Here is a 25,331-nt window from a genome sequence, read left to right on the forward strand (position 1 = left end):
CAGGTTCTGCCTGAAATGAGTGAAGCTCTGCCCGATCTGGGTGGCGTTCCGCTTGGCCTCGAACGTGCCGACATCGCCTTCGCGGTCAACGGCGTCGCCGTCTCGGTCAACGTGCCGCCGCTGCGCCGGCTGTCGCAGGTTTTGCGTGATGAATTGCAGCTGACCGGCACCAAGGTCGGTTGCGACGCCGGCGACTGCGGCGCCTGCACGGTGCTGGTGGACGGCGATCCCGTCTGCGCCTGCCTGATGCCGGCGGCCTCCGCCGCCGGCGCATCGGTGACAACGGTCGAAGGCCTCGCCAATGGCCGGCTGTCGGCGTTGCAGGCCTCTTTCCTCGCCCACGGCGCCGCGCAATGCGGCATCTGCACGCCCGCCCTGCTGGTCGCGGCGACGGCGCTGCTGGAGAAGAAGACGAGCCCGACCGAGATCGAGGTGCAGGACGCGCTCGGCGGCATTCTGTGCCGCTGCACCGGCTACCGGAAGATCATCGCGGCGGTGATGGATGCCTCCTTGCAGACAGCAAGCCTCGATTTCCGCTTGCCTCAAGTCGGCCAAGCGATTGGCTCCTCCCCCATCCGGCTCGATGGCGTGCCGAAAGTCACCGGGGCTGAGAAATTCGGTGGCGATGCCTTCCCCGCCGATGCGCTTGCCGTGCTGGTGGTCCGCTCGCCGCATTATCACGCCAGTTTTGCCTTCGGCGATCTCGACAGTTGGGCAAAGGCGCATCCCGGCATCGTCGGCGTGTTCACGGCGGCGGATATTCCGGGAAAGAACTGTTTCGGCGTTATCGGCCCGTTCGCCGACCAGCCGGCGCTGGCCGAAGGGTTTACGCGGCTCCGCGGCGAGGCGGTGGCGCTGGTCGCCGGCGAGCGCGAGGCGATGCTCGATCTCGATTTGTCGGATTTTCCAGTCCGCTGGACCGAATTGCCGCATTTTCTGCAGCCTGGCGAGGCGCAGGCCGACGGTGCTGCGCTGATCCATCAGGCGCGCCCGGCCAACCTGTTGACCAAGGGCTTCGTCGAGCGCGGCGATCCCGAGGCAGCGCTCGCCAGTGCCGCCGTCACGGTTTCCGGTGCGATCGACACCTCCTATGTCGAGCACGCCTATATCGAGCCCGAAGCCGGCCATGCCTATATGGATGGTGATACGCTGGTCGTCGTCGCCTGCACCCAGGCGCCGTACATGGACCGTGACGAGACGGCGAAGGTGCTCGGCCTTGCCGTCGACAAGGTGCGGATCGTGCCGACGGCGACCGGCGGCGGCTTCGGCTCGAAACTCGACGTTTCGCTGCAGCCGCTGATCGGCCTGGTGGCGCTGAAGACCGGCCGGCCGGCGGCACTTGCCTACACGCGCAATGAATCGATGATTTCGACCACCAAGCGTCATCCCGCGCAGATGAAGGCGACCATCGGCGCCGATGCCAACGGCCATGTCACCGGCATGATTTTTTCAGGCGATTTCAACACCGGCGCCTATGCAAGTTGGGGCCCGACCGTGGCCAACCGCGTGCCGGTGCATGCCTCCGGCCCGTATGCGACGCCGAACTACCGCGCCGAGGGCCGCGCCATTCATACGCATGGACCGATTTCCGGTGCTTTCCGCGGCTTCGGCGTACCGCAGGCGACCATCATGCAGGAGACGCTCTATGACGAGCTGGCCGGCAAGCTCGGTATCGACCGGCTCGATTTTCGCTTGAAAAACTGCCTCCGGAACGGCTCCGAAACGGTTACAGGACAGAGGCTGGAGTCCGGCGTCGGCATTGCCGAGTGCCTGGAGTCGCTCCGTCCGCATTGGGCACGTGCGACGGCGGACGCGGATGCCTTCAACAGCGCCAGCGTGGACAGAAAACGCGGTGTTGGCGTGGCTTCGTGCTGGTATGGCTGCGGCAACACATCGCTGCCCAATCCGTCGACCATCCGGGTCGGCATCTCGCCATCGGGCGACGTCATCCTGCACCAGGGCGCCGTCGATATCGGCCAGGGCTCCAACACCGTCATCGCCCAGATCTGCGCCGACGCGCTTGGCTTGCCACTGGACAAATTCCGGCTGAAGAGCGCCGATACGGCGATCAGCCCGGACGCCGGCAAGACCTCGGCGTCGCGCCAGACTTTCGTCACCGGCAAGGCGGCCGAGAAGGCGGGGCGGGCCTTGCGCGAAAAGATCCTGCGTTTTGCCAATGTTTCCGAAAAAGCCTCCATGCAGCTCGATGGCTCGGCAATCGTCATCGGCGAGGGCGAGGCCACACGCCGCATCGATCTCGCCTCGCTCGACGCGAATGCCGACGGTTTGGTCTTCCGCGCCGAGGAGACTTATGATCCGCCGACGCTGCCGCTCGATGCCAAGGGCCAGGGCAAGCCCTATGCCGTCTACGGCTATGGGGCGCAGATCGCCGAGTTGGAAGTCGATCTCAAGCTAGGCACCGTGAAGCTGATCAAGATCACCGCCGCGCACGATGTCGGCAAGGCGATCAACCCGCTGCTGGTCGAGGGCCAGATCGAAGGTGGTATCGCGCAAGGGATCGGCATGGCGCTGATGGAAGAATACATTCCGGGCCGCACCGAAAACCTGCACGACTATCTGATCCCGACCATTGGCGACGTGCCGCCTATCGAGACCATACTGGTCGAAGTTCCCGATCCCGAAGGGCCGTTCGGCGCCAAGGGCCTGGGCGAGCATGTGCTGATCCCGACGGCGCCGGCGATCCTCAACGCCATCCGCCACGCCACCGGCGTCCTGGTCACCAAGGTCCCGGCGACGCCGACGCGTATCCGCGCGGGCATCCGCGAAAAAGATGGCATCCGCGAAAAGGAGGCACGCCCATGAGCGAGCTTGCCGAGCGCTTCGAGACCCATGATCCCGGCGAGAAGCTGGTGGCGGAGAAGATCCGCTGCGATGCCTGCCCGGTGATGTGCTACATCGCCGACGGCCGCACCGGCGCCTGCGACCGCTACGGCAATGTCGGCGGCCGTATCGTGCGCATGGACCCGCTGACCATCCTCGACCACGCGGCGGAGACCGGCGCCACGATGGTGCCTTTCGTCGCCGAGGGCGAAGCGTGGGATGGCGAGCTGGTCAACACCGGCCGCCGCTTCGTCACGGCAATTGGCGCCGGCACCACCTATCCCGACTACAAGCCGGCCCCGTTCATCGTCAGCCAGGAGGTCGAGGGCGTCGATCTGGTGACCGTGGTCACCGAAGGCATTTTCTCCTACTGCGGCGTGAAGGTGAAGATCGACACCGACCGTCATATCGGGCCCGAAACGGCTGTCGTGCGCTCGCAAGGCGAGGCGATCGGCCACGTCACGACCGGCGAATATGGCTCGCAGATGCTGTCGCTGGGCGGCGTGCATCATTTGACCGGTGGCTCGAAGGCGGAGGGCCGCGCCACCTGCGATGCGCTGCTCGATTTGTGCAACCGCAAGCCGGTGGAACTCGGCATCGATGGCGGCGCCACCATTGTCGTCGAAGCCGGCAAACCACCGGTCATCGACGGCAAGCAGGAACACCGCATGCGCGTCGGCTGCGGCTCGGCGACCATCGGCATGTTCGCCACGCAATGGCGCGGGCTGGTCGACGAGGTGGTGGTGGTCGACGATCACATCACCGGCGTGGTCTCCGAGCATCAGGCCGGGAAGGTGCTGGGCTGGCAGGATACGGGCATCAAGATCATCGGCCGCCGTTCGACGCCGGGACGCTATTTCAAGGTCTCCGAACCCGGCCTTGGCTGGGGCGGCACCTCGATTTCCGACCCGCTGTCGATCCTTGGCGAATGGAACGCCAAGAAGGGCGCGCGGCCCGGCCTGTCGCTGCTGATGGTTTCGACCACCGGCGAACAGTTCGCCTATTACGAGCTCGATGACGAATTGAAGCCGGTCGAAAAGCCGTTCCCTGAGCGGCTGCAGAAGTCGGTCGGTCTGATCGAGGACAATTGCGAGCCGGCTTTGTGCACCGTGCTGTTCATCGGCGGCGCCGGCGGCTCGCTGCGCGCCGGCGTCACCGAAAACCCGGTCAATCTCACACGCTCCGTGCAAGGCCTGAAGACCTATGTCACGGTCGGCGGCGCGCCGGTCTATGTCTGGCCGGGCGGCGGCATCACGCTGATGGTCGATGTCACGCGGGTGCCCGAAGGCGCCTTCGGCTATGTGCCGACGCCGGCGCTGGTGGCGCCGATCGAATTCACCTTGCGCCGCGACGACTACATCAGGCTGGGCGGCTACGAGGCCGAAATCCGCAGTGTCCACGACATCGTCGCCAAGGGCGGCGAATACCTCAATGCGCGCCGCGGTACCGGTGCGCCGGGCGGCAATCCGTGGCCGCCGCTGGCGCAATTGCACCGTGTGCCCGCGAACGGGGCCGGATGATGCAAGGCCCGCAGGTCCATTGGCTGCAGGACGGCAAGCGGCTGCACCTCAGCCACGGGCCGATCGACCTGATCGTCGAAGCCTTTGGCGAGGCGGATGAGTGCCGTGCCGCCTACGAACAAGCCGTCGCGCGCTTCCAGACGATCCTGATCGAGTTGGTCAAGGAGCTTCCCGAATTGCGGCTGCCGGCATTCTTCCTGGCGCCGCGCGCATTTGACGGCCCGACGGCGCGTCGCATGGAGGCGGCCGTCATCCCGTTGGCGGAATGCTTCATCACGCCGATGGCCGCCGTTGCCGGGTCGGTAGCCGACGAAATGCTCACCGCGCTGCTTACCGGTCGCAAGCTCGACCGCGCCTATGTCAACAATGGCGGCGACAGCGCACTCCATATCGGCAACGGCCTTTCGATGAACCTGGCGATCGCCGGCACGGGCCACGACATGGCCGACCGGATCATGATCCGCGCGCAGGATGGCGTGCGTGGCGTTGCAACCAGCGGCTGGCGCGGCCGCTCCTTCTCACTTGGCATTGCCGACGCCGTCACCGTGCTGGCGCGGACTGGCGCCGAGGCCGATGCGGCGGCGACGCTCATCGCCAACGCCGTGGACCTGCCCGGCAATCCAGCCATCAAGCGCATTCCCGCAAGCGAATTGTCCCCCGACAGCGATCTCGGCCCGCGGCTGGTGACACAAAGCGTCGGCACGCTTGCGCCTGGCGAAGTGGCGCGAGCGCTGGACAACGGCCTTGCTGTCGCCGAAGATTTTCGCAGGCGCGGCCTGATCGCCGGATCGGCGCTGTTTCTAGGCGGTGAGGCGCGCATCAGCGGCTCCGTTGCGCTTGCGGCGCCCAACAAGAATTCGAGGGAGGAAGTTGCGCATGCCTGAGTTTCCGATCCGCAAGATCGCTGTCCTGACCGAAGAGATCTTTCACGAGGGCGGACCGATCGCGGAAGTGCCGCGCCGGCGCGCAGCCGCCATGGCGCTGGTGAAAAACCCGTTCGCCGGACGTTATGCAGAGGAGCTGCAGAGCGCCATGGACGATCTGAAACCGCTCGGCCTGCTGCTCGCCGACCGGCTGATCGCGGCACTCGGTGGCGACGTCAAGCAGATCGACGGCTACGGCAAGGGCGCCATTGTCGGCATAGCGGGCGAGCTCGAGCATGGCGCGCTCTGGCATGTGCCTGGTGGCTACGCCATGCGCGAGCGGCTCGGCGACGCCAAGGCGATCGTGCCGTCGGCCAAGAAGGTCGGCGCTTTCGGCTCGAAGCTCGACGTGCCGCTCGGCCACATCAACGCTGCCTATGTGCGCAGCCATTTCGACGCCATGGAGGTCGGCATCAGCGACGGCCCGCGCCCCGACGAGATCCTCTTCTGCCTGGCCATGACCTGCGGTCCGCGCATCCATAATCGCATGGGCGGGTTGGCGGCCGACGACATCAAGGCATGGGATGGCTTGCGGTGAGCGGCGAGGACAATCTGCTCAAGCTGGTCGAGGTCGAGGCGCCGGACGATCAGGATTACCTCCTGCAGGAGCAGGTCGGCTTCATCCTGCGCAAGGCGCACCAGCGCCATGTCTCGATCTTCGCCGCGCATATCGGCGACCTGACGCCGCCGCAATTCGCCGCGCTCGCCAAACTGCGCGATGTCGGCGAAACCTCGCAGAACCAGCTCGGCACGCTGATCGCCATGGATGCGGCGACGGTGAAGGGCGTCGTCGACCGGCTGAAGGCGCGCGGCCTTGTCGAGCTTTCCAAGCATGAGGTCGACAAAAGGCGGCTGCTGGTCAACCTGACCGCCGAAGGGCGCGAAGCGATCGAACGCCTGATCCCGCTGGCGCGCGAAATCACCGCGGAAACCCTGGCGCCACTGTCGGCCAAGGAGGCAGCCACCTTCATGAGGCTGCTGGTGAAGCTGGCGTAAGGCTGCGCTGCCCCATTTTTTCGCACGATCACGTGCCACGCCGCCTCAGGCCGCCTGCGACAGCGATTTGTGGGCCTCCGCCAAAATCTCGAACGATCGCACCCGGGCGGCATGATCCGATATCTGCGCGGTGACCATCAGCTCGTCGGCACCGGTGCGGCGCACGAAGGCATCGATGCCCTGGCGAACCGTTTCGGGAGAGCCGACGACGGCGCAGGACAGCGCCTGGCCCAGCATGGTCTTGGCCATCGGGTCGAGGTCGCGATCATAATTCTCGACCGGCGGCGGCAATCTGCCGGGCCGGCCGGTGCGCAGGTTGACGAAGGCCTGCTGCAGCGAGGTGAACAGCAATCGCGCCTCGGCATCGGTGGGTGCGGCAAAGACATTGAGCCCGAGCATGACATGCGGCTTGTCGAGCTGTTCCGACGGCTGGAAGCGCGAACGGTAGATGTCCAGCGCGTGGTCGAGCTCGGCCGGCGCGAAATGCGAGGCGAAGGCATAGGGCAGGCCGAGCATGGCGGCGAGCTGCGCGCCATAGAGGCTGGAGCCGAGGATCCAGATCGGCACGGTCTGGCCTTCGCCGGGCACGGCGCGCAGGCGCTGGCCCTCCTCGGCCGGCAGGAAATAGCCCATCAGCTCGACGACATCCTGCGGGAAATTGTCGACGCCGGCTTCGAGGTTGCGGCGCAAGGCGCGCGCGGTGTTCATGTCGGTGCCGGGCGCGCGGCCGAGGCCGAGATCGATGCGGCCGGGAAACAGGGCGGCCAGCGTGCCGAACTGCTCGGCAATCACCAGCGGCGCATGGTTGGGCAGCATGATGCCGCCGGCGCCGACGCGAATGGTCCTGGTGCCGCCGGCGACATGGGCGATGACCACGGCCGTCGCGGCACTGGCGATGCCCGGCATGTTGTGATGCTCGGCCAGCCAGTAGCGCTTGTAGCCCAACCGCTCGGCATGGCGGGCGAGATCGAGCGAATTGGCCAGCGACTGCGAGGCATCGCTGCCTTCGACGATCGGCGACAGGTCTAGAACGGACAGTTCGGTCATGCGTTGGTCTCCACGATCTTCTTCTCGCGCACCCTGGCCTCGAAGCCGGCACGGTCTGGGATGATGATGCCGAACTGGCCTTCCAGCGTGTCGGCAAGTTCGGCGGCGGTGGCTATGTCCTTCTGCTCGGTGCGGCCGCCGATGTGATGGATCGACAGCCGATTGCCGCGCAACGCGTAGCGTCGGTCGGGCGCGGCGCGCGCCGCAAGGACGGAGGTGAGGAAATGCGATATCGGGTTGGTCGACAGGAAGTAGCTGGCGATGGAATAGTCGACCTCGTATTGCGGCTGCAGGTCGAAGCGGTAAAGCGAGCGCCAATCGCCGCCGATGGCGGCCTGCAGGCGGAAATGATCGTCAGCCGCGACGATGCGGAAGGTCTCGTGCGGGGTTTTCTGTTCCGTGCCGGGTTCCAGCAGCAGCGGCGCGGTCAGGGTCAGGCCGCCGAAACCGACATCGGCGATATAGGTCCGGCCATCGAGTTCGACGCGCAGCAGCATGTGGCTGCGCGCCGTGATGGCATCTTCCGCCTGGCCCCAAAGCACGCGCGCCGCGAGGCCGCCGACCTCGAAGCCAAGCGCTTTCAGCACATGCATGAAAAGAAGGTTGTGCTCGAAGCAATAACCGCCGCGCCCGTCAGCGACGATCTTGTCCTGCAGCGCGGCAAGGTCGAGCCTGACCGGGCGGCCGAGAAACGGGTCGACGTTCTCGAAGGGGATTGCCTGCGGATGCAGGAAATGAAGCGTCTTCAGCGTATCCAGCGAAGCATCCCTGGAACCGGCATAGCCGATGCGGGCGAAATAGGCGTCGAGGTCGAAGGGAGCATCGCTCATCGGGAAGGGCACCGGGCATTGATCGGCCGGATATAGGCATTCGATCCCGGCGCCGCAAACACGGCCAGCCGGTCACGCCGAAGCCTTGCCGTTCTCCTCGGCTGGTTCCTCTTCCACCACGGCGGTGTGCTGCGCGGCGAGAAAATTGCCGACATGGCTGAGCCCGTCGAAATGGTCGCAGAACACCTTGATGACGACCAGCAACGGCACCGCCATCAGGGCGCCGACGAAACCCCACAGCCACGACCAGAAGGCGATGGCGATGAAGATCGCCACGGCGTTGATCTCGAGGCGCCGACCAACCACCATCGGCGTCACGAACTGGCCTTCGACGACGTCGCACAAAAGCACGAAGGCGGGTGCCAACAGCGCGTAGGAAATGGTGTCGAAGCTGATCAGCGCAATCACCGCGACCAGCACGATGGTCAAGAGCGCCCCGACATAGGGCAGGAAGTTGAACAGGGCGGCGGCCACGCCCCAGACCAGCGGGTTGGGCACGCCGAGCGCCCACAGGCCAAGGCCGATGACCGTACCGAGGCCGGCATTGATGATGGTGACGGTAAGCAGATAGTGCGAGATTTCGCGCTCGACGTCATAGACTACGCGCAGCGCCCGCTTCTTCTCGCTGAGGCTGGCGAAGGACTGGATGATCTTCTCATAGAACATCGTCCCCGAGGCAAGCAGGAACAGCGACAGCACGAAGATGATAGTGAGGCTTGTTCCCGCCGACAGGATGTTGCTGGCGGCCGCCGACAGGATGCCGGACTGCGCCACCGCGACTTTTTGGATGCCGGGCTCCTGCGAGGTCTCGGTCAGCTGTTCGATCTGATGCGAAATCTGCATGATCTTTTCCAGCGGACGCCGCAGTTGCGCCAGCCGCTCGGTAAGCTGTTGGCCGATCGACGAGGAGTTGTTGATGAGGTCGAAGACCGGGCTGGAGAGCAGGTAGCCGGCGCTGGCGAAGACGCAGATAGACAGCAGCACCAGAAGGGTCGCAGAGGCCACTTCGGGAATGCCGCGCTTGCGCAGTATCCGCACGATCGGGGTGAGCGTCAGGGCGAGCAGAAAAGCCAGGATGACCGGCATGAAGAAGGCGCGTGCGAAGTAGAGCGCGTAGATGGCCATGAACAGGAAAATGCCGACCAGCAGCAACCGCATCAGATGCGTGTCGGCACGCGCCTCAACGCGCGGATCCGGCTCGGCGGCGGCGCCTGCGCCCAAGGCAGCGGGTTCGGTTTTCATGGTCACCCTCGAACCGTCCGCCTCTCCGCGGCCGGCAATTGCCTGCAGGAAACGCGAAGTTCAGGCTGTAGGTTCCATGAGCCGGCTTTGCGAGAGGGCGCGGCTGGCGAGCCCGCTCGCCGCTTAGGCGGCGGGTGTTGCCAGCGCCGGCGCGGACTTCGCGGTTTCCTTGCGCACGATCGGGGCCACCCTGGTGCCGTAGAGTTCGATCGCATTCATGATCTTGGCGTGCGGCATGGTGCCGATCGCCATTTGCAGCAGGAAGCGGTCATTGTTGAAGATCTTGTGCTGGGCGACGATCTTTTCGGCGACCTGCTCGGGATTGCCGACGAACAGGGCGCCATTCGGGCCGCGCGACTGGTCGAAATGCGCCCGCGATGTCGGGCCCCAGCCGCGCTCGCGGCCGATGCGGTTCATCACCTCGGCTTGCGGGCCATAAAAGTCATCGGCGGCCTGTTCGGTCGTCCCGGCGATGAAGCCGTGCACGTTGATGCTGGTGGCGAGACCCGTCGGGTCGCTGCCGGCGCGCTTGGCCGCCTCGCGGTAGAGGTCGAACAGCGGCGCGAAGCGTGCCGGCTCGCCGCCGATGATGGCAAGCGCCAGCGGCAGGCCGAGCGCGCCCGCGCGCGCCGCCGATTGTGGCGTGCCGCCAATAGCGATCCAGACCGGCAACCTGTCCTGGAACGGCCGGGGATAGACGCCGCGATCGTTGATCGGCGCGCGCAGATTGCCGGACCAGGTGACTTTCACCTGGTCGCGGATGGCAAGCAGCAGATCGAGCTTTTCGGCGAAGAGTTCGTCATAATCCTCCAGATTGTAGCCGAACAGCGGAAAGGACTCGATGAACGAGCCGCGTCCAGCCATGATCTCGGCACGACCGCCCGAGAGAAGGTCGAGCGTGGCGAACTGCTGGAAGACGCGAACCGGATCGTCGGAGGAGAGGACGGTGACCGCGCTGGTCAGCCTGATGCGCTTGGAGCGCTCGGCGGCCGCCGCTAGCGCCACGACCGGTGCCGAGGCCGCATAGTCGGGCCGGTGGTGCTCGCCGAGACCAAAGACGTCGAGACCGACCTGATCGGCCAGTTCGACCTCCTCGATCAGGTTGCGCAATCGCTCATGCGGGCCGATGGCGCCCGGGCCGGGCTGCGGGCTGACGTCGGCAAAGGTGTAGAGACCGAGTTCCATCTGATGTCATCCTGATGTTGGGTTTTGCGGCTAAAGCAAATTCCAGGGAAAGTGTGAAACGGTTTTCCGTCCGGAATTGCGTCAAAACAAAAGAGAAAGAGCGGTTCACCGAAACGGTGAACCGCTCTGGAAGTAGCGACCAACATGCCTCGCCACCAGAGAGCCGGACGGTGAACAGTGCATGTCGGTTTGGATGAGAAAGGCGTCTCCCGTGGGCAACAGCACAGAATTTCATGGCTGGCATACCGTTTTGGCGCTTGAACTCTCGCTATTCGCGCGTATGTAAGCCTCGCGAATTGACTTCAGGGAAGTGGACTTGGCTATCTACAGGGAAAAAGACATTTTCGAGCGGCGCAATGCCGCGAACGAGGCAAAGAAAGCGCTTTTGGAGCGCTTCAAGTCAAAGCCGGCGGCGGATGATCCTGCAGTGCTGGCGCGACAGGCCGAACGCAAGGCAATCCTCGAGGCTCGCGAGATACGCGAAGCTGAGAAGGCCAGGCTGAAGCAGGAAAAGCTGGCACGCGAAGCGGTCGAGAAGGCCGAGCGCGAGGCAGCGGCCGAAGCGGCGCGTGTCGCGGCCGAAGAGGCGGCACAGGCTGAAGCGAAGATCAAGGAAGCCGAAGAGAACGAGCGCATCGCCCGTTTGCTGGCCGACGAAGCCGAACGCAAGGCGAAACGCGACGCACGCTATGCGGCACGCAAGCAGCGTACCGGCAGAACGCCTCCAGGCTTCTCGGCTCGCTAACGGCCTTCGCGGTCAAGCTTCGAATTCAGTATCAGGGTCGCCTCGCAGCGGCCCTGAACGCGTTTTCGTGAAGCGACGCTTTAGAGCCCCTTAGGGCAGGACATCCCAACGGCTGTCTTCCTCAGGAGGTCTCTCCCTCGGATCAAGCCGAGGGAAGCGCTTGGACTCGATCAGGCCGCGAACTTCAGCCCCATGATGCCGCAGACGATCAACGCGATGCAGGCGAGCCTGATCGCCGTGGCGGGCTCGCCGAACAGCCAGATGCCGAGCAATGCCGTGCCGACGGTGCCGATGCCGGTCCACACCGCATAGGCTGTGCCGACGGGCAGCGCCTTCAGCGCCAGGCCGAGCAGGGTAAGGCTGACGACCATCGACGCGACCGTCAGCACCGTCGGAACAAGCCTGGTGAATCCATCGGTGTATTTGAGGCCTATCGCCCAGCCGATTTCGAAAAGGCCGGCAAAAAATAGAAAAATCCACGACATCGCAACGCTCCATCCAGCATCGGGCCGGAACGGAATCCGCTCCCGAGATGCTCGATAAATGATGGGCGGGTCGTCCCGACCGGATTTTGGGGGAGGCGCGGGGTCGTCCCCGCACCAGCAATATAAGGTCGTCCAAACGTCCGATCAACGCTCGCCGGCGGCATTGTCCGACGCCGCCGGTCAAATCCCGCCGAGCGGGATGTGCCGAAGCCTACTTTTCCTTGATGCGCATCGCCTTGACCGGCGGCGCCTTCAGGGCGGGCGCGGGCGCGGGCTTCTTGGCGTCCTTCTTCGGTTTGCGGGCTTCCTTGCCTGCCTTCATCGCACCTTTAGCCATGATTCGTTCCTCCAATTGCGGGAAGCCAAGTGAAACAAGAGAAACGCTTTGCCGCAAGGGCCTTGAGTCGGCCGCAGCCGCCGGCTGGCCGCTTTCAACCGCTTTCTAATTTGCTCGTAAACCATGGCGGTCCGTGCCATGGTCATCTTCGCACTGCAGCATCGATCCGCGCTTTCGCTGGATGATTGCCAGGCAGGCCGGTCAGGACGACGATGCGAATCCACATCGGCTGCGAGATGAGCTTCGACTTTCCGCAGGAAACGCCGCTCATCGCGATGCTCAATGTCCACTACTCCCGTGCCTCCGATCTCGAGCGGCCTGACTTTTTGACCTCGAACCCGCCGGTGCCGATCGAGAGCTATCGCGACAGTTTCGGCAATTGGTGCAACCGCTTCGTCGCGCCGCCCGGGCGTTTTACCTTCGGTACCGATGCGGTAATCCGCGATCCCGGTACATTCGAGATGAGCGAGCTGATGGCCTGGCAGCACGAGGGGCGCGACCTGCCGGCGGAGACGCTGCTGTTCCTGCTGCCCAGCCGGTTTTGCGAGAGCGACCTTTTGGCAAGCGAAGCGTGGCGGCTGTTCGGCCATACGCCACCAGGCATCCCGCGCGTGCAGGCGGTGTGCGATTTCGTCCACAATCACATCGTCTTCAACTATGGCAATGCACGGCCGACGCGCACCGCCGCCGAAGCCTATCGCGAGCAGAGCGGCGTGTGCCGCGACTTCGCGCATCTTGCCGTCACCTTCTGCCGGGCGCTCAACATCCCGACGCGCTATTGCACCGGCTACATCAGCGACATCGGCATGCCGAAGCCTTGGGCGAGCATGGATTTCTGCGCCTGGATGGAGGTCTACCTCGGCGGTCGCTGGCATGCTTTCGATCCGCGAAACAATGCGCCGCGCATCGGCCGCATCCTGATCGCCTCCGGCCGCGACGCGGCGGACGTGCCGCTGACCCATATTTTCGGACCGGGCACGCTTGCCGGCTTCAAGGTGTGGACCGACGAGATCGTCGAATAGAAGGTTCCAGCCCTGGAGCCTTCAACGACCTGAACGATCGGGACGGTTCGTGCGTTGTGCTGCCTGTGGAGCTTCGGCGGCGGGGCAGCTACGATGGGTATCCTGAAGGAGACAGCATTGCATGGCCGGGCATGGCGGCTCGAAAACGGTTATCTATGCGGCGCTGGCGGGCAATCTCGCCATCGCGCTGACCAAATTCGCCGCCGCCTTCTTCACCGGCAGTTCGGCGATGCTGTCGGAGGGCGTGCACTCGCTGGTCGACACCGGCAATGGCAGCCTGCTGCTCTATGGCATGCATCGTGCCGCGCGTCCGGCCGACCGCACGCATCCGCTGGGCCACGGCCGCGAACTCTATTTCTGGAGCTTCATCGTCGCTCTCCTGGTCTTCGCTCTGGGTGCCGGCGTGTCGTTCTATGAGGGCATCATCCATATTATGGCGCCAGAACCGGTTGCCAACGTCAAGGTGAACTACATCGTCCTTGGCCTGTCCTTCCTGTTCGAAGGCAGCTCCTGGCTGGTGGCGCTGAAGGAGTTCCGCCGGCAGAAGGGCAGGCAGGAAGGCTGGCTGCAAGCCGTGCAATCGAGCAAGGACCCGAGCGTCTACACCGTGCTGTTCGAGGACAGCGCCGCCCTGCTCGGCCTGATCGTCGCCTTTGCCGGCATCCTGGCGGCGGAATTGCTCGATATGCCGGAACTCGACGGTGCCGCTTCCATCGGCATCGCCCTCATCCTCGGCGCGACGGCGGTCTTCCTGGCTCGCGAAAGCAAGGGCCTGCTCATCGGCGAGCCGGCTTCACCCGAGGTGCAGAAAAGGGTGCTGGCGATCGTCCAGCAGGATTCAGCGGTACAGCGGGCGAACGGCGTTCTGACCGTCCATATGGGACCGGCAGAGATCGTCGCCGCCCTGAGCATCGAGTTCGAGGATCATCTGGCGGCGCCGGAGATCGAGGCGTGCGTGGAGCGCATCGAGAAACGACTGAATACAGAGATGCCGGAGATCACGCGGCTGTTCGTCAAGCCGCAGACCACTGGCACCTGGGAGCAGCGGCGCAAGCTGATCGGTGCCATGTCCGACCCGGCCTTGGACTAGCAAAGCGAAGTTGCCTCGCGGGCTTGCCCCGCTAAGATTGGTCCGAATTGCAGGAGGAACGACGATGAAGATAGACGGCGGATGCCACTGTGGCGCCATCACCTATGAAGCGGAGGTCGACCCGGAAAAGACCTCTATCTGCCATTGCACGGATTGCCAGCAGCTGACCGGCACCGCCTTTCGCGTGACGGTTCCGGCGCCGGAAAACAACTACCGGATCACGCGGGGCACCCCGAAAATCTACATCAAGACCGTGGCGAGCGGCGCCAAGCGCGTCCAGGCCTTTTGCGCAGACTGCGGCTCGCACCTTTACGCCACGTCGGTCGGCGATGGTCCGAAGGTCTATGGAATTCGGGCGGGGACCGCGCGGCAACGTCAGGATCTGGTTCCGACACTGCAGAAATGGCACCGCTCGGCGCTGCACTGGCTGCCTGAATTTCAGGGCATGACCACGGTGGAGGAGCAGTAGCGCCGGGTCCGGCGCTGCGCCTCAATCGTCGCCTTCGACGACCCTCAGCCTGAGCTGCCCGGTCTTCGAATCGGCGACGCGGGGGCCTGCATCGGCCTTCGCGGCCGGTGCGCGTGAGGCTCCGTCCGGGCCGGCATCGCCGTCTGGCTGCGCGCCGAATTCCAGCGCCTCGATCTTCTGGCCGCGCTTGGTGACCTTCGATGTCGAGACCAGGATATCGTCGATGTCCTTGGCCGACTGGCCGAAATGGACCTGCAATTTGCGCACCCGCTCGTCGACCCGCGCGACATCCTCCATCAGCCGGATCACCTCGCCCTGGATCAGATGCGCCTGTTCGCGCATGCGGGCGTCCTTGAGGATGGCCTGGATGACCTGGATCGACAGCATCAGCAGCGACGGCGAAACGATAACGACGCGCGCCCGATGCGCCTTGTGGACAATCGCCTCGAAATTCTCGTGGATCTCGGCGAACACCGATTCCGACGGCACGAACATGAAGGCGGTGTCCTGCGTCTCGCCCTGGATCAGGTATTTTTCCGAGATGTCGCGGACATGGATCTCGATGTCGCGGCGGAAGGCCTGGGCGGCGACCTTCTGCAGGTCGGCGCCATCGGCGGCACGGATGGCGTTCCATGCCTCCAGCGGAAACTTGGCGTCGATCGCCAGCGACGGCGCGCCATTCGGCATTTTCACCAGGCAATCGGGCCGGCTGCCGTTCGACAGCGTTGCCTGGAACTCGTAAGCGCCATGCGGCAGGCCGTCGGCGACGATGGCCTCCATGCGCGACTGGCCGAAGGCGCCGCGCGTCTGCTTGTTGGAGAGGATCGCCTGCAACTGCACGACCTGGCCGGCGAGCGACTGGATGTTGCCCTGCGCGGTGTCGATGACCGCCAGCCGCTCCTGCAGCTTCGCCAGGCTCTCATGCGTGGATTTGGTCTGTTCGGTCATGGTCTGGCCGATGCGGCCGGTCATGGCGTCGAGGCGCTGGCCGATCGATTGCGTCAGCTCTGCCTGGCGCGCGCCGAACACTTCGGCGATGGCGCCCATGCGGCCCTGCATCTCGGCCTGGGATTGCAGAATGCCGGCCATCCGCGCTTCGGCGTCGCGAGCATGGTCGGCGGCTTCGGCAGCCGCCACGGCGCGCGCCTTGGCCGACCGCCACAGCGCGACGACAAGCGCCACGAACAGGCCAAGAAACAGCAATGCGCCGAAAGCCAGCGCGTGGCCAAGCGTGATCGTGGAGGCGCCAAGCCGTGCCACGGGCTCCGAAAGGATGGTGCTCAGGTCATTCATGTGGACAGCATAGCCGATTCGGCCCGACGACACAGATCAAAACGTGAACGAGGCTCAGACGCCCCGGTTGACGCTCTTCGCTGGACGTCTTACGTGGAACGCCATGCCGATCAAGCCGCTCATCATCCTTCCCGACCCCATCCTGCGCCAGGTTTCCAAGCCGGTGGAACGCGTCGACGCGCCGTTGCGCGGATTAGCCGACGACATGCTGGCCACCATGTATGACGCGCCAGGCATCGGGCTGGCCGCGATCCAGATCGGCGAACCCCTGCGCATGCTGGTGATCGATCTCGCCAAGGAAGACGAGACGCCGGCGCCGCATGTCTTCATCAATCCGGAAATCCTGGAAAGCGCCGACGCCCGCTCGGTCTACGAGGAAGGCTGCCTATCCATCCCCGACTATTACGCCGAAGTCGAACGCCCCGCTTCGGTGCGCGTAAAATACCTCGATCGCGACGGCAAGCTGCAGGAGATGGAGGCCGAGGGGCTGATGGCGACCTGCCTGCAGCACGAGATCGACCACCTCAACGGCGTGCTGTTCATCGACCACATCTCGAAGCTGAAGCGCGACATGGTGGTGAAGAAGTTCAAGAAGCTCGCCAAGGACAAGGCGCCGGGCAAACTGGTGGGATAGGGAATGCCCCTTCGCGTCATCTTCATGGGCACGCCTGAGTTTTCGGTGCCGACGTTGCGCGCGCTTGCCGAAGCGGGACACCAGATTGCAGCCGTCTATACCCAGCCGCCGCGCGCCGCCGGACGGCGCGGGCTGGAACTGACGCCGTCGCCGGTGCAGCGCGAGGCTGAGCGGCTGGGCGTCGAGGTGCGCATGCCCGTATCGCTGAAAGGCGAAGCCGAGCAGGCCGCTTTGCATGCCCTGGGGGCGGATATCGCGGTGGTCGTCGCCTATGGGTTGCTATTGCCGAAGGCGGTCCTCGACGCGCCCCGGCTCGGCTGCATCAACGGCCATGCGTCACTGTTGCCGCGGTGGCGGGGCGCGGCTCCCATCCAGCGCGCCATCATGGCGGGCGACCTGGAAACCGGCATGATGGTGATGCGCATGGAAGAGGGCCTGGACACCGGGCCGGTGGGACTGGTTGAAAAATGCGCCATCGAACCCGATATGACGGCCGGCGATCTGCATGATCGGTTGATGAGCATCGGTGCTGCCCTGATGGTGGAAGCGCTGGCGCGGCTGGAAGAGAGCACCCTGAGATTTACCACACAGGCCGTGGATGGGGTGACTTACGCCAGAAAAATCGATAAATCCGAGACGCATGTGGACTGGACGCGGCCGGCGGCCGAGGTCCACAACACCATTCGCGGCCTGTCGCCCTTTCCCGGCGCCTGGTCCGAGATTGACATTGGCGGCCGCCCGGAGCGGCTGAAACTGCTTCGCTCGACGCTGTCCGAAGGCCTGCCGCTTTCGGATGATTTGGGCGAGTCGGGAGGCATTCTCGATGACCGGCTGACGGTAGCCTGCGGAACAGGCGCGGTCAGGCTGGTCGAAGTTCAACGCGCGGGCGGAAGGCCTGCTGCCGCGCCGGAATTCCTGCGCGGGGCCAAGATCGAAAAAGGAATGAAGTTCTCATGAGCATGATGTCGATACGCGCGGCGACGCCGCGGGATCGCGAGGCCATTCGCGACGTCGAGGAACACGCTTTCGGCCAGCAGGCGGAAGCCGGGCTGGTCGATGCGCTGGTGACCGGCGGCGATGCCGTCGTCGAACTGGTGGCGGAGGAAGATGGGCAAGTGGTCGGCCACATCCTGTTTTCCCGGCTGTTCGTCCAAAATGGCGGCAAGAGCTTCGCCGCCGTGGCGCTCGCGCCGCTGGCGGTGGAGCCCTCCTTCCATGGCAGCGGCATTGGCGGCGCGCTGATCCGCGAGGCGCATATCCGCCTCAAGGATACCGGCGAGACGCTGGCCGTGGTGCTGGGCGATCCGGCCTATTACGGCCGTTTCGGCTATAGCCATACGCGGGCCGAAAAGTTCGAGAGCGAATACCAGGGCGAAGCGCTGCAGGCGCTGGCCTGGGGCGACGCTCCGGAAACCGGCAGTCTGATCTATGCTTCCGCCTTCACCGCTCTCGCCGCCTAGGCGAAAGCGTATAGCTGCCCGGCATGCCGCGTTTTCGCCTCGACATCGAATATGACGGCAGCCTTTTCGCCGGCTGGCAGCACCAGGCCGATCAGCCTTCGGTGCAGCAGGCGATCGAAGAGGCGATCGAAAAATTCTGCGGCGAGGCGGTGCGACTGCGCGCCGCCGGCCGCACCGATGCGGGCGTGCACGCCACGGCTCAGGTCGCACATGTCGACCTCGTCAAGGCATGGCCTGGCGACAAGGTGCGCGATGCCGTCAACGCCCATCTGCAGGCGGCGGGCGCACGCGTTGTCATCCTCAAGGCAGGCGTCGTCCCCGACGATTTCGACGCCCGATTCTCGGCCACCGGCCGCCACTATCTCTACCGCATCCTCAACCGACGCGCGCCCTCGGCGCTGGAGAAGGGCAAGGTGTGGTGGGTGCCGAAGCGGCTCGACGCCGGCGCCATGCACGAAGCGGCCAAGATCCTGCTCGGGCGGCACGACTTCACCACCTTCCGCTCGACGCAGTGCCAGGCCAACAGCCCGGTCCGGACGCTGGAGCAGCTCGACGTGAGCAGACAGGGCGACATGATCGAGGTGCGGGCTTCGGCACGCTCCTTCCTGCACAACCAGGTGCGATCCATGGTCGGTTCGCTCAAGCGCGTCGGCGACGGCAGCTGGAGCGCCAACGATTTCAAGGCGGCGCTCGAAGCGCGCGACCGCGCCGCCTGCGGCCAGGTGGCGCCGCCCGACGGGCTTTTTCTCATTGGCGTCGACTATTCCGAATAGAGGCAGGAGGCTCTATCCGGGATAGAGACGGGGCTCTATCCGGGATAGAGCCCGGAAAGGCTCTGAGCCCCGACATCGTCCGGCACGGCGATGCCGAGCAACATCTGCAGCCCGAACAGCACCAGCAGCGACGCGATGAACATGCCGACGAAGACGGCGGTGCCGACCGCCGCTCCCTTGCCGATCGTGGCGTTCGTCATGCGCCAGGTCAGCACCATCGACAGGGCGAACAACAGCAGCGATACGAGGCTCGAGACCTGGCTTGCCGACGACAGGAAGAGCCTGATCAGCGCCGACGGCAGCATCAGCCAGGCGGTGATCGCCGAGGCCCAGTTGCTGGCAACGACATAGTGGACGAAACGGCCACCGATACCAGCGCGCGGCGCCACCAGGGCGAGCGCGACCAGCGGCAGCACCCAGGAGCCGATATCGACGGTCGCCAACCGCAGCAGCATGCTGAAGCGACCCGCGAAGGCGTCGGGATCGCCGATCTCGTTGGCGATACCGACCCAGCCGACGATCAGCGCCGGCGCCGCAACGATGATGGCGAAGAAGGAATTCCAGAACCCGTCGGCCGACAGGTCGAGCAGGCGCAGGCCGTCGACCTTGCCGAGCATCAGCCGCCAGGCGCCAGTCAGCGAAGCTTGGGTTTCGTCCGCCGAAAGCATGCCGCTCAGCCCTGCCCGAACCAGTCTTCGATGAAGCGCTGGTAGATCCGCGTCAGTGTTTCGAGATCGGCAATGGCGACGCGCTCATCGACCATGTGCATGGTCTTGCCGACCAAGCCGAACTCGACCACCGGACAATAGTCCTTGATGAAGCGCGCGTCCGACGTGCCGCCCGAGGTCGACAGCGTCGGCTCCTTGCCAACCGCCGACTTGATCGAGCCGGCAAGCGTTTCGACCAGCCGGTCGTCACGGGTCAGGAAGACGTGGCTCGGACGGTCGCGCCAGACGAGATCGTAGTCGACCGGCGTCTTCTTGCCCGGCCGATATTTCTTGCGGCCGGCCGCCTGGTCGAGGCGGTTGTGGATTTCGGCCTGAAGGGTTTCGGCCGTCCAGGTGTCGTTAAAGCGGATGTTGAAGACAGCGACCGCCTTCGCCGGGATGACGTTGGTGGCCGGGTTGCCGACATCGATTGAGGTGACTTCCAGATTGGTCGGCTGGAAATCCCTGGTTCCCTTGTCGAAGACGGGATGCAGCAAGGCGTCGACCAGGCTCATCAGCCCGCGCACCGGATTGTCGGCAAGCTGCGGATAGGCGGCATGGCCCTGGCGGCCATTGACGGTAACGGCGCCCGACATCGAGCCGCGCCGGCCGATCTTGATCATGTCGCCGAGCGCATCCGGGTTGGTCGGCTCGCCGACGATCGAGGCATCCCACTTCTCGCCCCGGGACGCCGCCCATTCGAGCAGCTTGACCGTGCCGTTGATGGCGGGTCCTTCCTCGTCACCGGTGATCAGCAGCGAGACCGAGCCTTTCGGGCCGCCATTTGCCTCGACATGGCGCGCCACGGCGGCGATGAAACAGGCAATGCCGCCCTTCATGTCGACGGCGCCACGTCCATACATCTCGCCATTGGCGATTTCGGCGGCGAAAGGCGGATGCGTCCAGGCGGCTTCGTCGCCGACCGGCACGACATCGGTATGACCCGCAAACATCAGATGCGGGCCATTGCCGGAACGCCTTGCATAGAGGTTCTCGATGTCGGGCGTGCCATCCTCGGAAAACACCGGCCGCTCGACCAGGAAGCCGAGCGGTTTCAGCATCGTTTCCAGCGCGCCGAGCGCGCCGCCTTCGGCTGGTGTCACCGAAGCGCAACGGATAAGGGTGGCGAGGTTTGCGGCGGGGTCGGTCGGCAGCGTCATGGCAAAACCGATAGTCGAAAGCTGAGGGCCTGTCACGGCCAGACATAGGGGCCAGCCCAATGGCCTGACAAAGCGCCGACATTATGGTTTTCATGTCGTATAGTCGCGGCCGCGGCGGAACGACAGAATGACAAACGGCGGGAAGAAGATCGTCATTGCCGGTGCCGGCAGCATCGGCTGCTACGCTGGCGGCTGCCTGGCTCTTGCCGGACGCCAGGTGATCCTGCTGGCCCGGCCGCGCATAGAGACGGCACTGCGCCAGAGCGGATTGCGCGTCAGCGACCTCGAAGGCCGTGATCGCCTGGTCAAGCCGGATGCGCTCGAGGTCACCGCGGATCCGGCCACCGCCTTGCGGCAAGCCGACGTGATCCTGGTGACGGTCAAGAGCGGCGCGACGCAGGAGATGGCCGCCCTCATCCAGGCCCACGCCCGCCCCGATGCCGTCGCGGTCAGCCTGCAGAACGGCGTCGACAACGCCGACAGGCTGCGCGCCGGACTTGACGGACGAACGGTGCTGGCCGGCATGGTGCCGTTCAATGTCGTGCAGCCGCCGGACGGCGAATTGCCGCTGCGCGTCCACCGCGCCAGCGACGGCAAGGTGATGATCCAGGACGGTCTTGCCGGCCTCCTCGATGTCGCCAGTTTTCTGAATGTCGAAGGGCTGGCGGTCGAAACCCACGGCGACATGAAGGCGGTGCTGTGGGGCAAGCTGTTGATGAATTTGAACAACGCGCTGGTGGCGCTTTCGGACCTGCCGCTGGCGCGCGAACTCGCCGATCGCCGCTGGCGGCTGATCCTGGCCGGCCAGATCGACGAAGCGCTGCGGGCGATGAAAGCCTCCGGCATCGAGCCGGCCCGTATCGCCGGCTTGCGGCCGGCGCTGCTGCCGAAGGTGCTCAGGCTGCCGGACTGGCTGTTCAAGCTTTTGGCGCGACGCATGCTGGCGATCGACCCCGAGGCCCGCTCGTCGATGTGGGACGATCTGCGGCGCGGCCGGCCGACGGAGATCGGCGAGCTGCAAGGTGCGGTGCTCGGCCTCGCAGAAAAAACAGGCACACCGGCGCCGCTCTTGAAAAGCGTTACCGCTTTGGTGCGCGCGGCCGAAGCGGCGCGGCTTGGATCGCCGGGCCTGACGCCGGAACAGGTTCTGGCGCCGGGTGGCCCTCGATCAGCGTGATCTTCTGCCAGATCTTGCGTGACAGGTTGGAGCTCAGATTCTCGATGTCGTTGACGCCGTCGATGACCACGGCGTCATTGACCGACTGGGCGAACAGCGCGGCGATCTTGCCGGTGATCGACAGCATTTCCGAGCAATAGTCGAGATAACGTGCCAGATCCGCGGCATTGATGATGCGGGCTGGCGAGTGCAGGGTGGGCTTGAAATTGGCCGACAGCGCAGCCGGATCCTTGGTCAACTGATGCATGTCGATGACGTGGATCAGCGAACGCAGACCGTGCAACTGGCGGAACACCTGCTTGCGCTTGATGCGTTCCTCGGTGCGGATCAGGGCCAGGAAGCCAAGCACGGCGAGGATCATCATGTTGATCGTGGCTTCGATGCCTTGCACCGACTGCACTGCGTCGTCGGCCTGGGAAATGTGAATAAGGGGCAGGATGGTGCCGACGAACAGGAAGACCAGCGCGCCGGCGCCGACCGCGGCAACGATGATGCCGCGCAGCCACCAGATCGGCGCCTCGAGCGCCTTGGCGGCCTTTGCCAGGTCGCGCGACAACGACACCAGTTCGGCGGCGACGCCGCGCAGTCCCGCATCGGGGAAACGGTCGGCGATGCGGCCCTCCAGCCGCTCGGCGGTCTCGACGATCAGTTTCGGATCAAGCGTACGGTAGCGCATGCCCGATCGATCCTCAGGGTTGTTCCGGCTCGTTGGTGCGCCGGCCATAGCGGTTGGGTCCAGGCTGCCCTGGAAACAGGCACAACACAAGGAAGGCGACGATCGAGACGACCGGCACGAACAGGATCAGCGCGGCAATGCCCGGTTTGTCGAGGTCGTGCAGCCGCTTCACCGCCAGCACGATGTTCGACCACAGCGAGGCGATGAAGGCGACGAAGAAGATGAACGACCACATGTTGCTCTCGGCCGAACCCTCCGGCACCAGCGTGAAACGGTACAGCGGAAACGCCTGGATGATGGCGACGAGCAGCCCGCCAAGAAAATAGGCCGCGCGGCTGACGCGGCCCGATGTCTTGAAGAAAAGCCAGGTAAGATTTGAACTTTCAGGCAAGCGGGTCCGGTCCGTATTGATTGGCACCCTTGGTGCCTTCGAGAATGCCGCACTCCACCAGAAACCAGATCGCGCCGATGAACGGCACCAGGATGATCAGGCTCCACCAACCGGACTTGCCACGATCATGCCAGCGTTTGGCGTAGAAGGCGAAGACCGAATAGAGCATGGCAAGCGAGTAGAGCAAATAGATAAAGCCGTAAGGCATCTGGTTGAATGTCGTGCCCAGTATGTTGTCGAGGATCATCGCGATTACCGCGCCGACGAAAATGATGCCGACGCCGGCCCAGAACTTCGCGCGGTTGATGCGACCCTCATAGCTGGTCAGCAGATATTTCCAGTCCATGTCACCCCTCCATGTCGAACCAGCGCGACCGATTGCCGCGCCGGCGGAAGGTGCGCCCACCCGGCGGAAAGATCAATCGCGTAGCAACTCGTTGATCGAGGTCTTGGACCGGGTCTTGGCGTCGACACGCTTGACGATGACGGCGCAGTAGAGGCTGGGGCCGGGCTCGTTGTTCGGCAACGGCTTGCCGGGCATCGAGCCGGCTACGACGACGGAATTTGGCGGCACCTCGCCGTAGAAGACCTCGCCGGTGGCGCGGTCGACGATCTTGGTCGACTGGCCGATGAAGACGCCCATGCCGAGCACCGAGCCTTCGCGCACGATGCAGCCCTCGACCACTTCCGAGCGCGCGCCGATAAAGCAATTGTCCTCGATGATGGTGGGACCGGCCTGCATCGGCTCCAGCACGCCGCCGATGCCGACGCCGCCGGAAAGATGCACATTCTTGCCGATCTGGGCGCAAGAGCCGACCCCGACCCAGGTATCGACCATGGTGCCGGTATCGATATAGGCGCCGACATTGACGAAGGACGGCATCAGCACCGCGCCCGGGGCGACATAGGCGGAGCGGCGCACGATCGATCCCGGCACGGCGCGGAAGCCCGCCTTCTCGAAGTCGACGGCGCTCCAGCCGTCGAACTTGGACGCCACCTTGTCCCACCACACAGCCTGGCCGGGGCCGCCCTTGATGATCTCCATCGGGTTGAGCCGGAAGGAGAGCAGCACCGCCTTCTTCAGCCACTGGTTGACGTGCCACTTGCCGTCGTCCTGCCGCTCGGCGACGCGCACCGTGCCGCGGTCGAGCAGGTCGAGCGCCGACTGGATGGCATCGCGCGTCTCGCCACGGGTCGCGGTCGAAATCGTGTCGCGCTCCTCGAAGGCCTTCTCGATGGTCTTTTCGAGGCTTGCCAGATCGGGCTTCGACATGATTTCGCTCCATTACCAAGCTGTTAAGGGCCTGAGCCTTAACCTGTTTAAAAGTCGCGCGGACCCTATGTTAAGGCTGTATGAGGGTCAATCGCGTGTGCGTCACGGGACGGCGCAGTTAAGGGAATTGGACGGTGGATTCGATGACTCCCATGGAAAAGGCGGGATGGACGCCGCTGCCGCATTCGGACGAGGATCTGGAGCGGTCGAGAAGCGTACCGGACACGCCGCAGACGCGGGCCGAGACCTACCGGCTGGCCTGGAACGATCCCGAGTTCATGACGCGGCGCGAATTGCGCGCGGTCCGGCTGCAGCTCGAACTCCTGAAGCCGGAAATGATCCTGGCCGAGCGCGGTATCCATTCCACGGTGATCCTGTTCGGCGGCGCGCGTTTGCCCGAGCCCGGCGGCGAAGCCTGGGCGGCCAAGAACGAGACGCAGAAAAAGAACCTCGAGGAAAACAGCAAATATTACGAGGAGGCGCGTAAATTCGCCCGGCTGTGCTCGCAGCAGTCGGCGACCTCATACTACCGCGAATATGTCGTGGTGACCGGCGGCGGACCAGGCGTGATGGAGGCCGGCAACCGCGGCGCCGACGATGTCGGGGCGCCGTCGATCGGGCTCAACATCGTCTTGCCGCACGAACAGGCGCCGAACGCTTATGTGACGCCGGAGCTGTGCTTCAACTTCCACTATTTCGCCATCCGCAAGATGCACTTCGTCATGCGCGCCAAGGCGGTAGCGGTGTTTCCCGGCGGCTTCGGCACGATGGACGAATTCTTCGAAACGCTGACCCTGATCCAGACCGGACGCATGGAACGCGTGCCGGTGATCCTGTTCGGCAAGTCGTTCTGGAAAAGGGCGATCGATCTCGACTTCCTCGCCGAACAGGGCACGATCAGCCCCGGCGACCAGGACATCATCGATTTCGTCGACACCGCCGACGAGGCCTGGGGCATTATCAGCCGGTTCTACAAGCTGGGGGAGTAGGCTGGGAATTGGGGAACTGAAGAACTGAGGGAAAAAGGGAGCCGGATCGTCCCCCAGTTCCCCAGT

Annotated in this window: 28 protein-coding genes; 15 read left to right on the forward strand and 13 right to left on the reverse strand. The window is 64.7% G+C overall.

The genetic code is table 11. From position 1 onward, the window contains the following. Positions 1–15 precede the first annotated feature (15 nt). From MESOP_RS02935 to MESOP_RS02955, 5 genes are read left to right on the forward strand one after another with little or no spacing between them, the layout of a single operon-like run. Positions 16–2,823: a molybdopterin-dependent oxidoreductase gene (locus MESOP_RS02935; protein WP_167313537.1), complete on the forward strand. Its 2,808-nt coding sequence runs from the start codon at positions 16–18 to the stop codon at positions 2,821–2,823. After that, the gene (locus tag MESOP_RS02940; RefSeq protein ID WP_013891832.1) at positions 2,820–4,361 is read left to right on the forward strand and encodes a hypothetical protein; all 1,542 of its coding nucleotides are present in this window, start codon (positions 2,820–2,822) and stop codon (positions 4,359–4,361) included. The genes MESOP_RS02935 and MESOP_RS02940 overlap by 4 nt, the downstream gene beginning before the upstream one ends. Continuing rightward, positions 4,361–5,245, forward strand: coding sequence for a UPF0280 family protein (locus MESOP_RS02945; protein WP_041164490.1), 885 nt, complete (start codon positions 4,361–4,363; stop codon positions 5,243–5,245). Before MESOP_RS02940 ends, MESOP_RS02945 begins: the two co-directional genes overlap by 1 nt. Then, entirely contained in the window at positions 5,238–5,822 is a 585-nt protein-coding gene (locus MESOP_RS02950) for an amino acid synthesis family protein (RefSeq protein ID WP_013891834.1), read from the forward strand. The genes MESOP_RS02945 and MESOP_RS02950 overlap by 8 nt, the downstream gene beginning before the upstream one ends. Then, positions 5,819–6,280: a MarR family winged helix-turn-helix transcriptional regulator gene (locus MESOP_RS02955; RefSeq protein ID WP_013891835.1), complete on the forward strand. Its 462-nt coding sequence runs from the start codon at positions 5,819–5,821 to the stop codon at positions 6,278–6,280. The genes MESOP_RS02950 and MESOP_RS02955 overlap by 4 nt, the downstream gene beginning before the upstream one ends. Positions 6,281–6,325: 45 nt before the next feature. Here MESOP_RS02955 and MESOP_RS02960 read toward each other — a convergent pair whose 3' ends face one another. The 4 genes from MESOP_RS02960 to MESOP_RS02975 form a co-directional block, all read right to left on the reverse strand. After that, on the reverse strand, positions 6,326–7,327 hold the full coding sequence (locus MESOP_RS02960; RefSeq protein WP_013891836.1) for an LLM class flavin-dependent oxidoreductase: 1,002 nt from the start codon (positions 7,325–7,327) through the stop codon (positions 6,326–6,328). Continuing rightward, entirely contained in the window at positions 7,324–8,157 is an 834-nt protein-coding gene (locus MESOP_RS02965) for an arylamine N-acetyltransferase family protein (RefSeq protein ID WP_013891837.1), read from the reverse strand. Before MESOP_RS02965 ends, MESOP_RS02960 begins: the two co-directional genes overlap by 4 nt. Before the next feature lie 72 nt (positions 8,158–8,229). Next, positions 8,230–9,399, reverse strand: coding sequence for an AI-2E family transporter (locus MESOP_RS02970; protein WP_013891838.1), 1,170 nt, complete (start codon positions 9,397–9,399; stop codon positions 8,230–8,232). A gap of 123 nt (positions 9,400–9,522) precedes the next feature. After that, positions 9,523–10,584 (reverse strand): LLM class flavin-dependent oxidoreductase, encoded by a 1,062-nt coding sequence (locus MESOP_RS02975; protein WP_013891839.1) that lies wholly within the window; start codon positions 10,582–10,584, stop codon positions 9,523–9,525. A 316-nt stretch (positions 10,585–10,900) separates the two neighbouring features. Between MESOP_RS02975 and MESOP_RS02980 the strand changes: the two genes are divergently transcribed. Then, a complete protein-coding gene (locus MESOP_RS02980; RefSeq protein WP_013891840.1) occupies positions 10,901–11,329 on the forward strand; it encodes a DUF6481 family protein in 429 nt (142 codons plus the stop codon). Positions 11,330–11,499: 170 nt separating this feature from the next. Here the strand turns inward: MESOP_RS02980 and sugE are convergent, their stop codons facing one another. Continuing rightward, positions 11,500–11,814 (reverse strand): quaternary ammonium compound efflux SMR transporter SugE, encoded by a 315-nt coding sequence (sugE, locus tag MESOP_RS02985; protein WP_013891841.1) that lies wholly within the window; start codon positions 11,812–11,814, stop codon positions 11,500–11,502. 211 nt (positions 11,815–12,025) lie between these two features. Beyond that, positions 12,026–12,151, reverse strand: a complete 126-nt coding sequence (locus MESOP_RS36525) for a hypothetical protein (RefSeq protein WP_013891842.1) — start codon at positions 12,149–12,151, stop codon at positions 12,026–12,028. A gap of 212 nt (positions 12,152–12,363) precedes the next feature. On the opposite strand from MESOP_RS36525, the gene MESOP_RS02990 reads away from it, so the two are divergent. The 3 genes from MESOP_RS02990 to MESOP_RS03000 all read left to right on the forward strand — a co-directional run bounded on the left by MESOP_RS02990 (position 12,364) and on the right by MESOP_RS03000 (position 14,732). After that, positions 12,364–13,173: a transglutaminase-like domain-containing protein gene (locus MESOP_RS02990; RefSeq protein WP_013891843.1), complete on the forward strand. Its 810-nt coding sequence runs from the start codon at positions 12,364–12,366 to the stop codon at positions 13,171–13,173. 121 nt (positions 13,174–13,294) lie between these two features. Further along, positions 13,295–14,263 (forward strand): cation diffusion facilitator family transporter, encoded by a 969-nt coding sequence (locus tag MESOP_RS02995; RefSeq protein WP_013891844.1) that lies wholly within the window; start codon positions 13,295–13,297, stop codon positions 14,261–14,263. 64 nt (positions 14,264–14,327) lie between these two features. Beyond that, complete coding sequence (locus MESOP_RS03000; protein ID WP_013891845.1) at positions 14,328–14,732, forward strand: GFA family protein; 405 nt, start codon at positions 14,328–14,330, stop codon at positions 14,730–14,732. 21 nt (positions 14,733–14,753) lie between these two features. On the opposite strand, the gene MESOP_RS03005 is transcribed toward MESOP_RS03000, so the two are convergent. Further along, positions 14,754–16,025 carry a DNA recombination protein RmuC gene (locus tag MESOP_RS03005; protein WP_013891846.1) on the reverse strand — a complete coding sequence of 424 codons (1,272 nt, stop codon included), beginning with the start codon at positions 16,023–16,025 and terminating at the stop codon, positions 14,754–14,756. A 103-nt stretch (positions 16,026–16,128) separates the two neighbouring features. Here MESOP_RS03005 and def point away from each other — a divergent pair, with 103 nt between their 5' ends. From def to truA, 4 genes are read left to right on the forward strand one after another with little or no spacing between them, the layout of a single operon-like run. After that, entirely contained in the window at positions 16,129–16,659 is a 531-nt protein-coding gene (gene def, locus MESOP_RS03010) for a peptide deformylase (protein ID WP_013891847.1), read from the forward strand. A gap of 3 nt (positions 16,660–16,662) precedes the next feature. Then, positions 16,663–17,616: a methionyl-tRNA formyltransferase gene (gene fmt / locus MESOP_RS03015; protein WP_013891848.1), complete on the forward strand. Its 954-nt coding sequence runs from the start codon at positions 16,663–16,665 to the stop codon at positions 17,614–17,616. After that, positions 17,613–18,119 carry a GNAT family N-acetyltransferase gene (locus tag MESOP_RS03020; protein WP_013891849.1) on the forward strand — a complete coding sequence of 169 codons (507 nt, stop codon included), beginning with the start codon at positions 17,613–17,615 and terminating at the stop codon, positions 18,117–18,119. Before fmt ends, MESOP_RS03020 begins: the two co-directional genes overlap by 4 nt. A 23-nt stretch (positions 18,120–18,142) precedes the next feature. Further along, positions 18,143–18,892 carry a tRNA pseudouridine(38-40) synthase TruA gene (gene truA / locus MESOP_RS03025; RefSeq protein ID WP_013891850.1) on the forward strand — a complete coding sequence of 250 codons (750 nt, stop codon included), beginning with the start codon at positions 18,143–18,145 and terminating at the stop codon, positions 18,890–18,892. Positions 18,893–18,927: 35 nt separating this feature from the next. Here truA and MESOP_RS03030 read toward each other — a convergent pair whose 3' ends face one another. After that, positions 18,928–19,560, reverse strand: coding sequence for a hypothetical protein (locus MESOP_RS03030; protein WP_013891851.1), 633 nt, complete (start codon positions 19,558–19,560; stop codon positions 18,928–18,930). A 5-nt stretch (positions 19,561–19,565) separates the two neighbouring features. After that, positions 19,566–20,759, reverse strand: coding sequence for a succinyl-diaminopimelate desuccinylase (gene dapE, locus MESOP_RS03035; protein ID WP_013891852.1), 1,194 nt, complete (start codon positions 20,757–20,759; stop codon positions 19,566–19,568). A 127-nt stretch (positions 20,760–20,886) separates the two neighbouring features. Between dapE and MESOP_RS03040 the strand changes: the two genes are divergently transcribed. Then, complete coding sequence (locus MESOP_RS03040; protein ID WP_013891853.1) at positions 20,887–21,936, forward strand: 2-dehydropantoate 2-reductase; 1,050 nt, start codon at positions 20,887–20,889, stop codon at positions 21,934–21,936. On the opposite strand, the gene MESOP_RS03045 is transcribed toward MESOP_RS03040, so the two are convergent. The 4 genes from MESOP_RS03045 to dapD all read right to left on the reverse strand — a co-directional run bounded on the left by MESOP_RS03045 (position 21,839) and on the right by dapD (position 24,276). Next, positions 21,839–22,612 carry a hypothetical protein gene (locus tag MESOP_RS03045; RefSeq protein ID WP_013891854.1) on the reverse strand — a complete coding sequence of 258 codons (774 nt, stop codon included), beginning with the start codon at positions 22,610–22,612 and terminating at the stop codon, positions 21,839–21,841. The genes MESOP_RS03040 and MESOP_RS03045 overlap by 98 nt on opposite strands. Before the next feature lie 13 nt (positions 22,613–22,625). Continuing rightward, positions 22,626–23,003: a DUF805 domain-containing protein gene (locus tag MESOP_RS03050; RefSeq protein WP_013891855.1), complete on the reverse strand. Its 378-nt coding sequence runs from the start codon at positions 23,001–23,003 to the stop codon at positions 22,626–22,628. Beyond that, the gene (locus MESOP_RS03055; protein WP_013891856.1) at positions 22,996–23,349 is read right to left on the reverse strand and encodes a DUF805 domain-containing protein; all 354 of its coding nucleotides are present in this window, start codon (positions 23,347–23,349) and stop codon (positions 22,996–22,998) included. Before MESOP_RS03055 ends, MESOP_RS03050 begins: the two co-directional genes overlap by 8 nt. Before the next feature lie 72 nt (positions 23,350–23,421). Further along, a complete protein-coding gene (dapD, locus tag MESOP_RS03060) occupies positions 23,422–24,276 on the reverse strand; it encodes a 2,3,4,5-tetrahydropyridine-2,6-dicarboxylate N-succinyltransferase (RefSeq protein WP_013891857.1) in 855 nt (284 codons plus the stop codon). 143 nt (positions 24,277–24,419) lie between these two features. On the opposite strand from dapD, the gene MESOP_RS03065 reads away from it, so the two are divergent. After that, the gene (locus MESOP_RS03065; RefSeq protein ID WP_013891858.1) at positions 24,420–25,265 is read left to right on the forward strand and encodes an LOG family protein; all 846 of its coding nucleotides are present in this window, start codon (positions 24,420–24,422) and stop codon (positions 25,263–25,265) included. Positions 25,266–25,331: the final 66 nt, after the last annotated feature.

It is taken from the genome of Mesorhizobium opportunistum WSM2075, assembly GCF_000176035.2.
GTDB classification, from domain to species: Bacteria; Pseudomonadota; Alphaproteobacteria; order Rhizobiales; family Rhizobiaceae; genus Mesorhizobium; species Mesorhizobium opportunistum.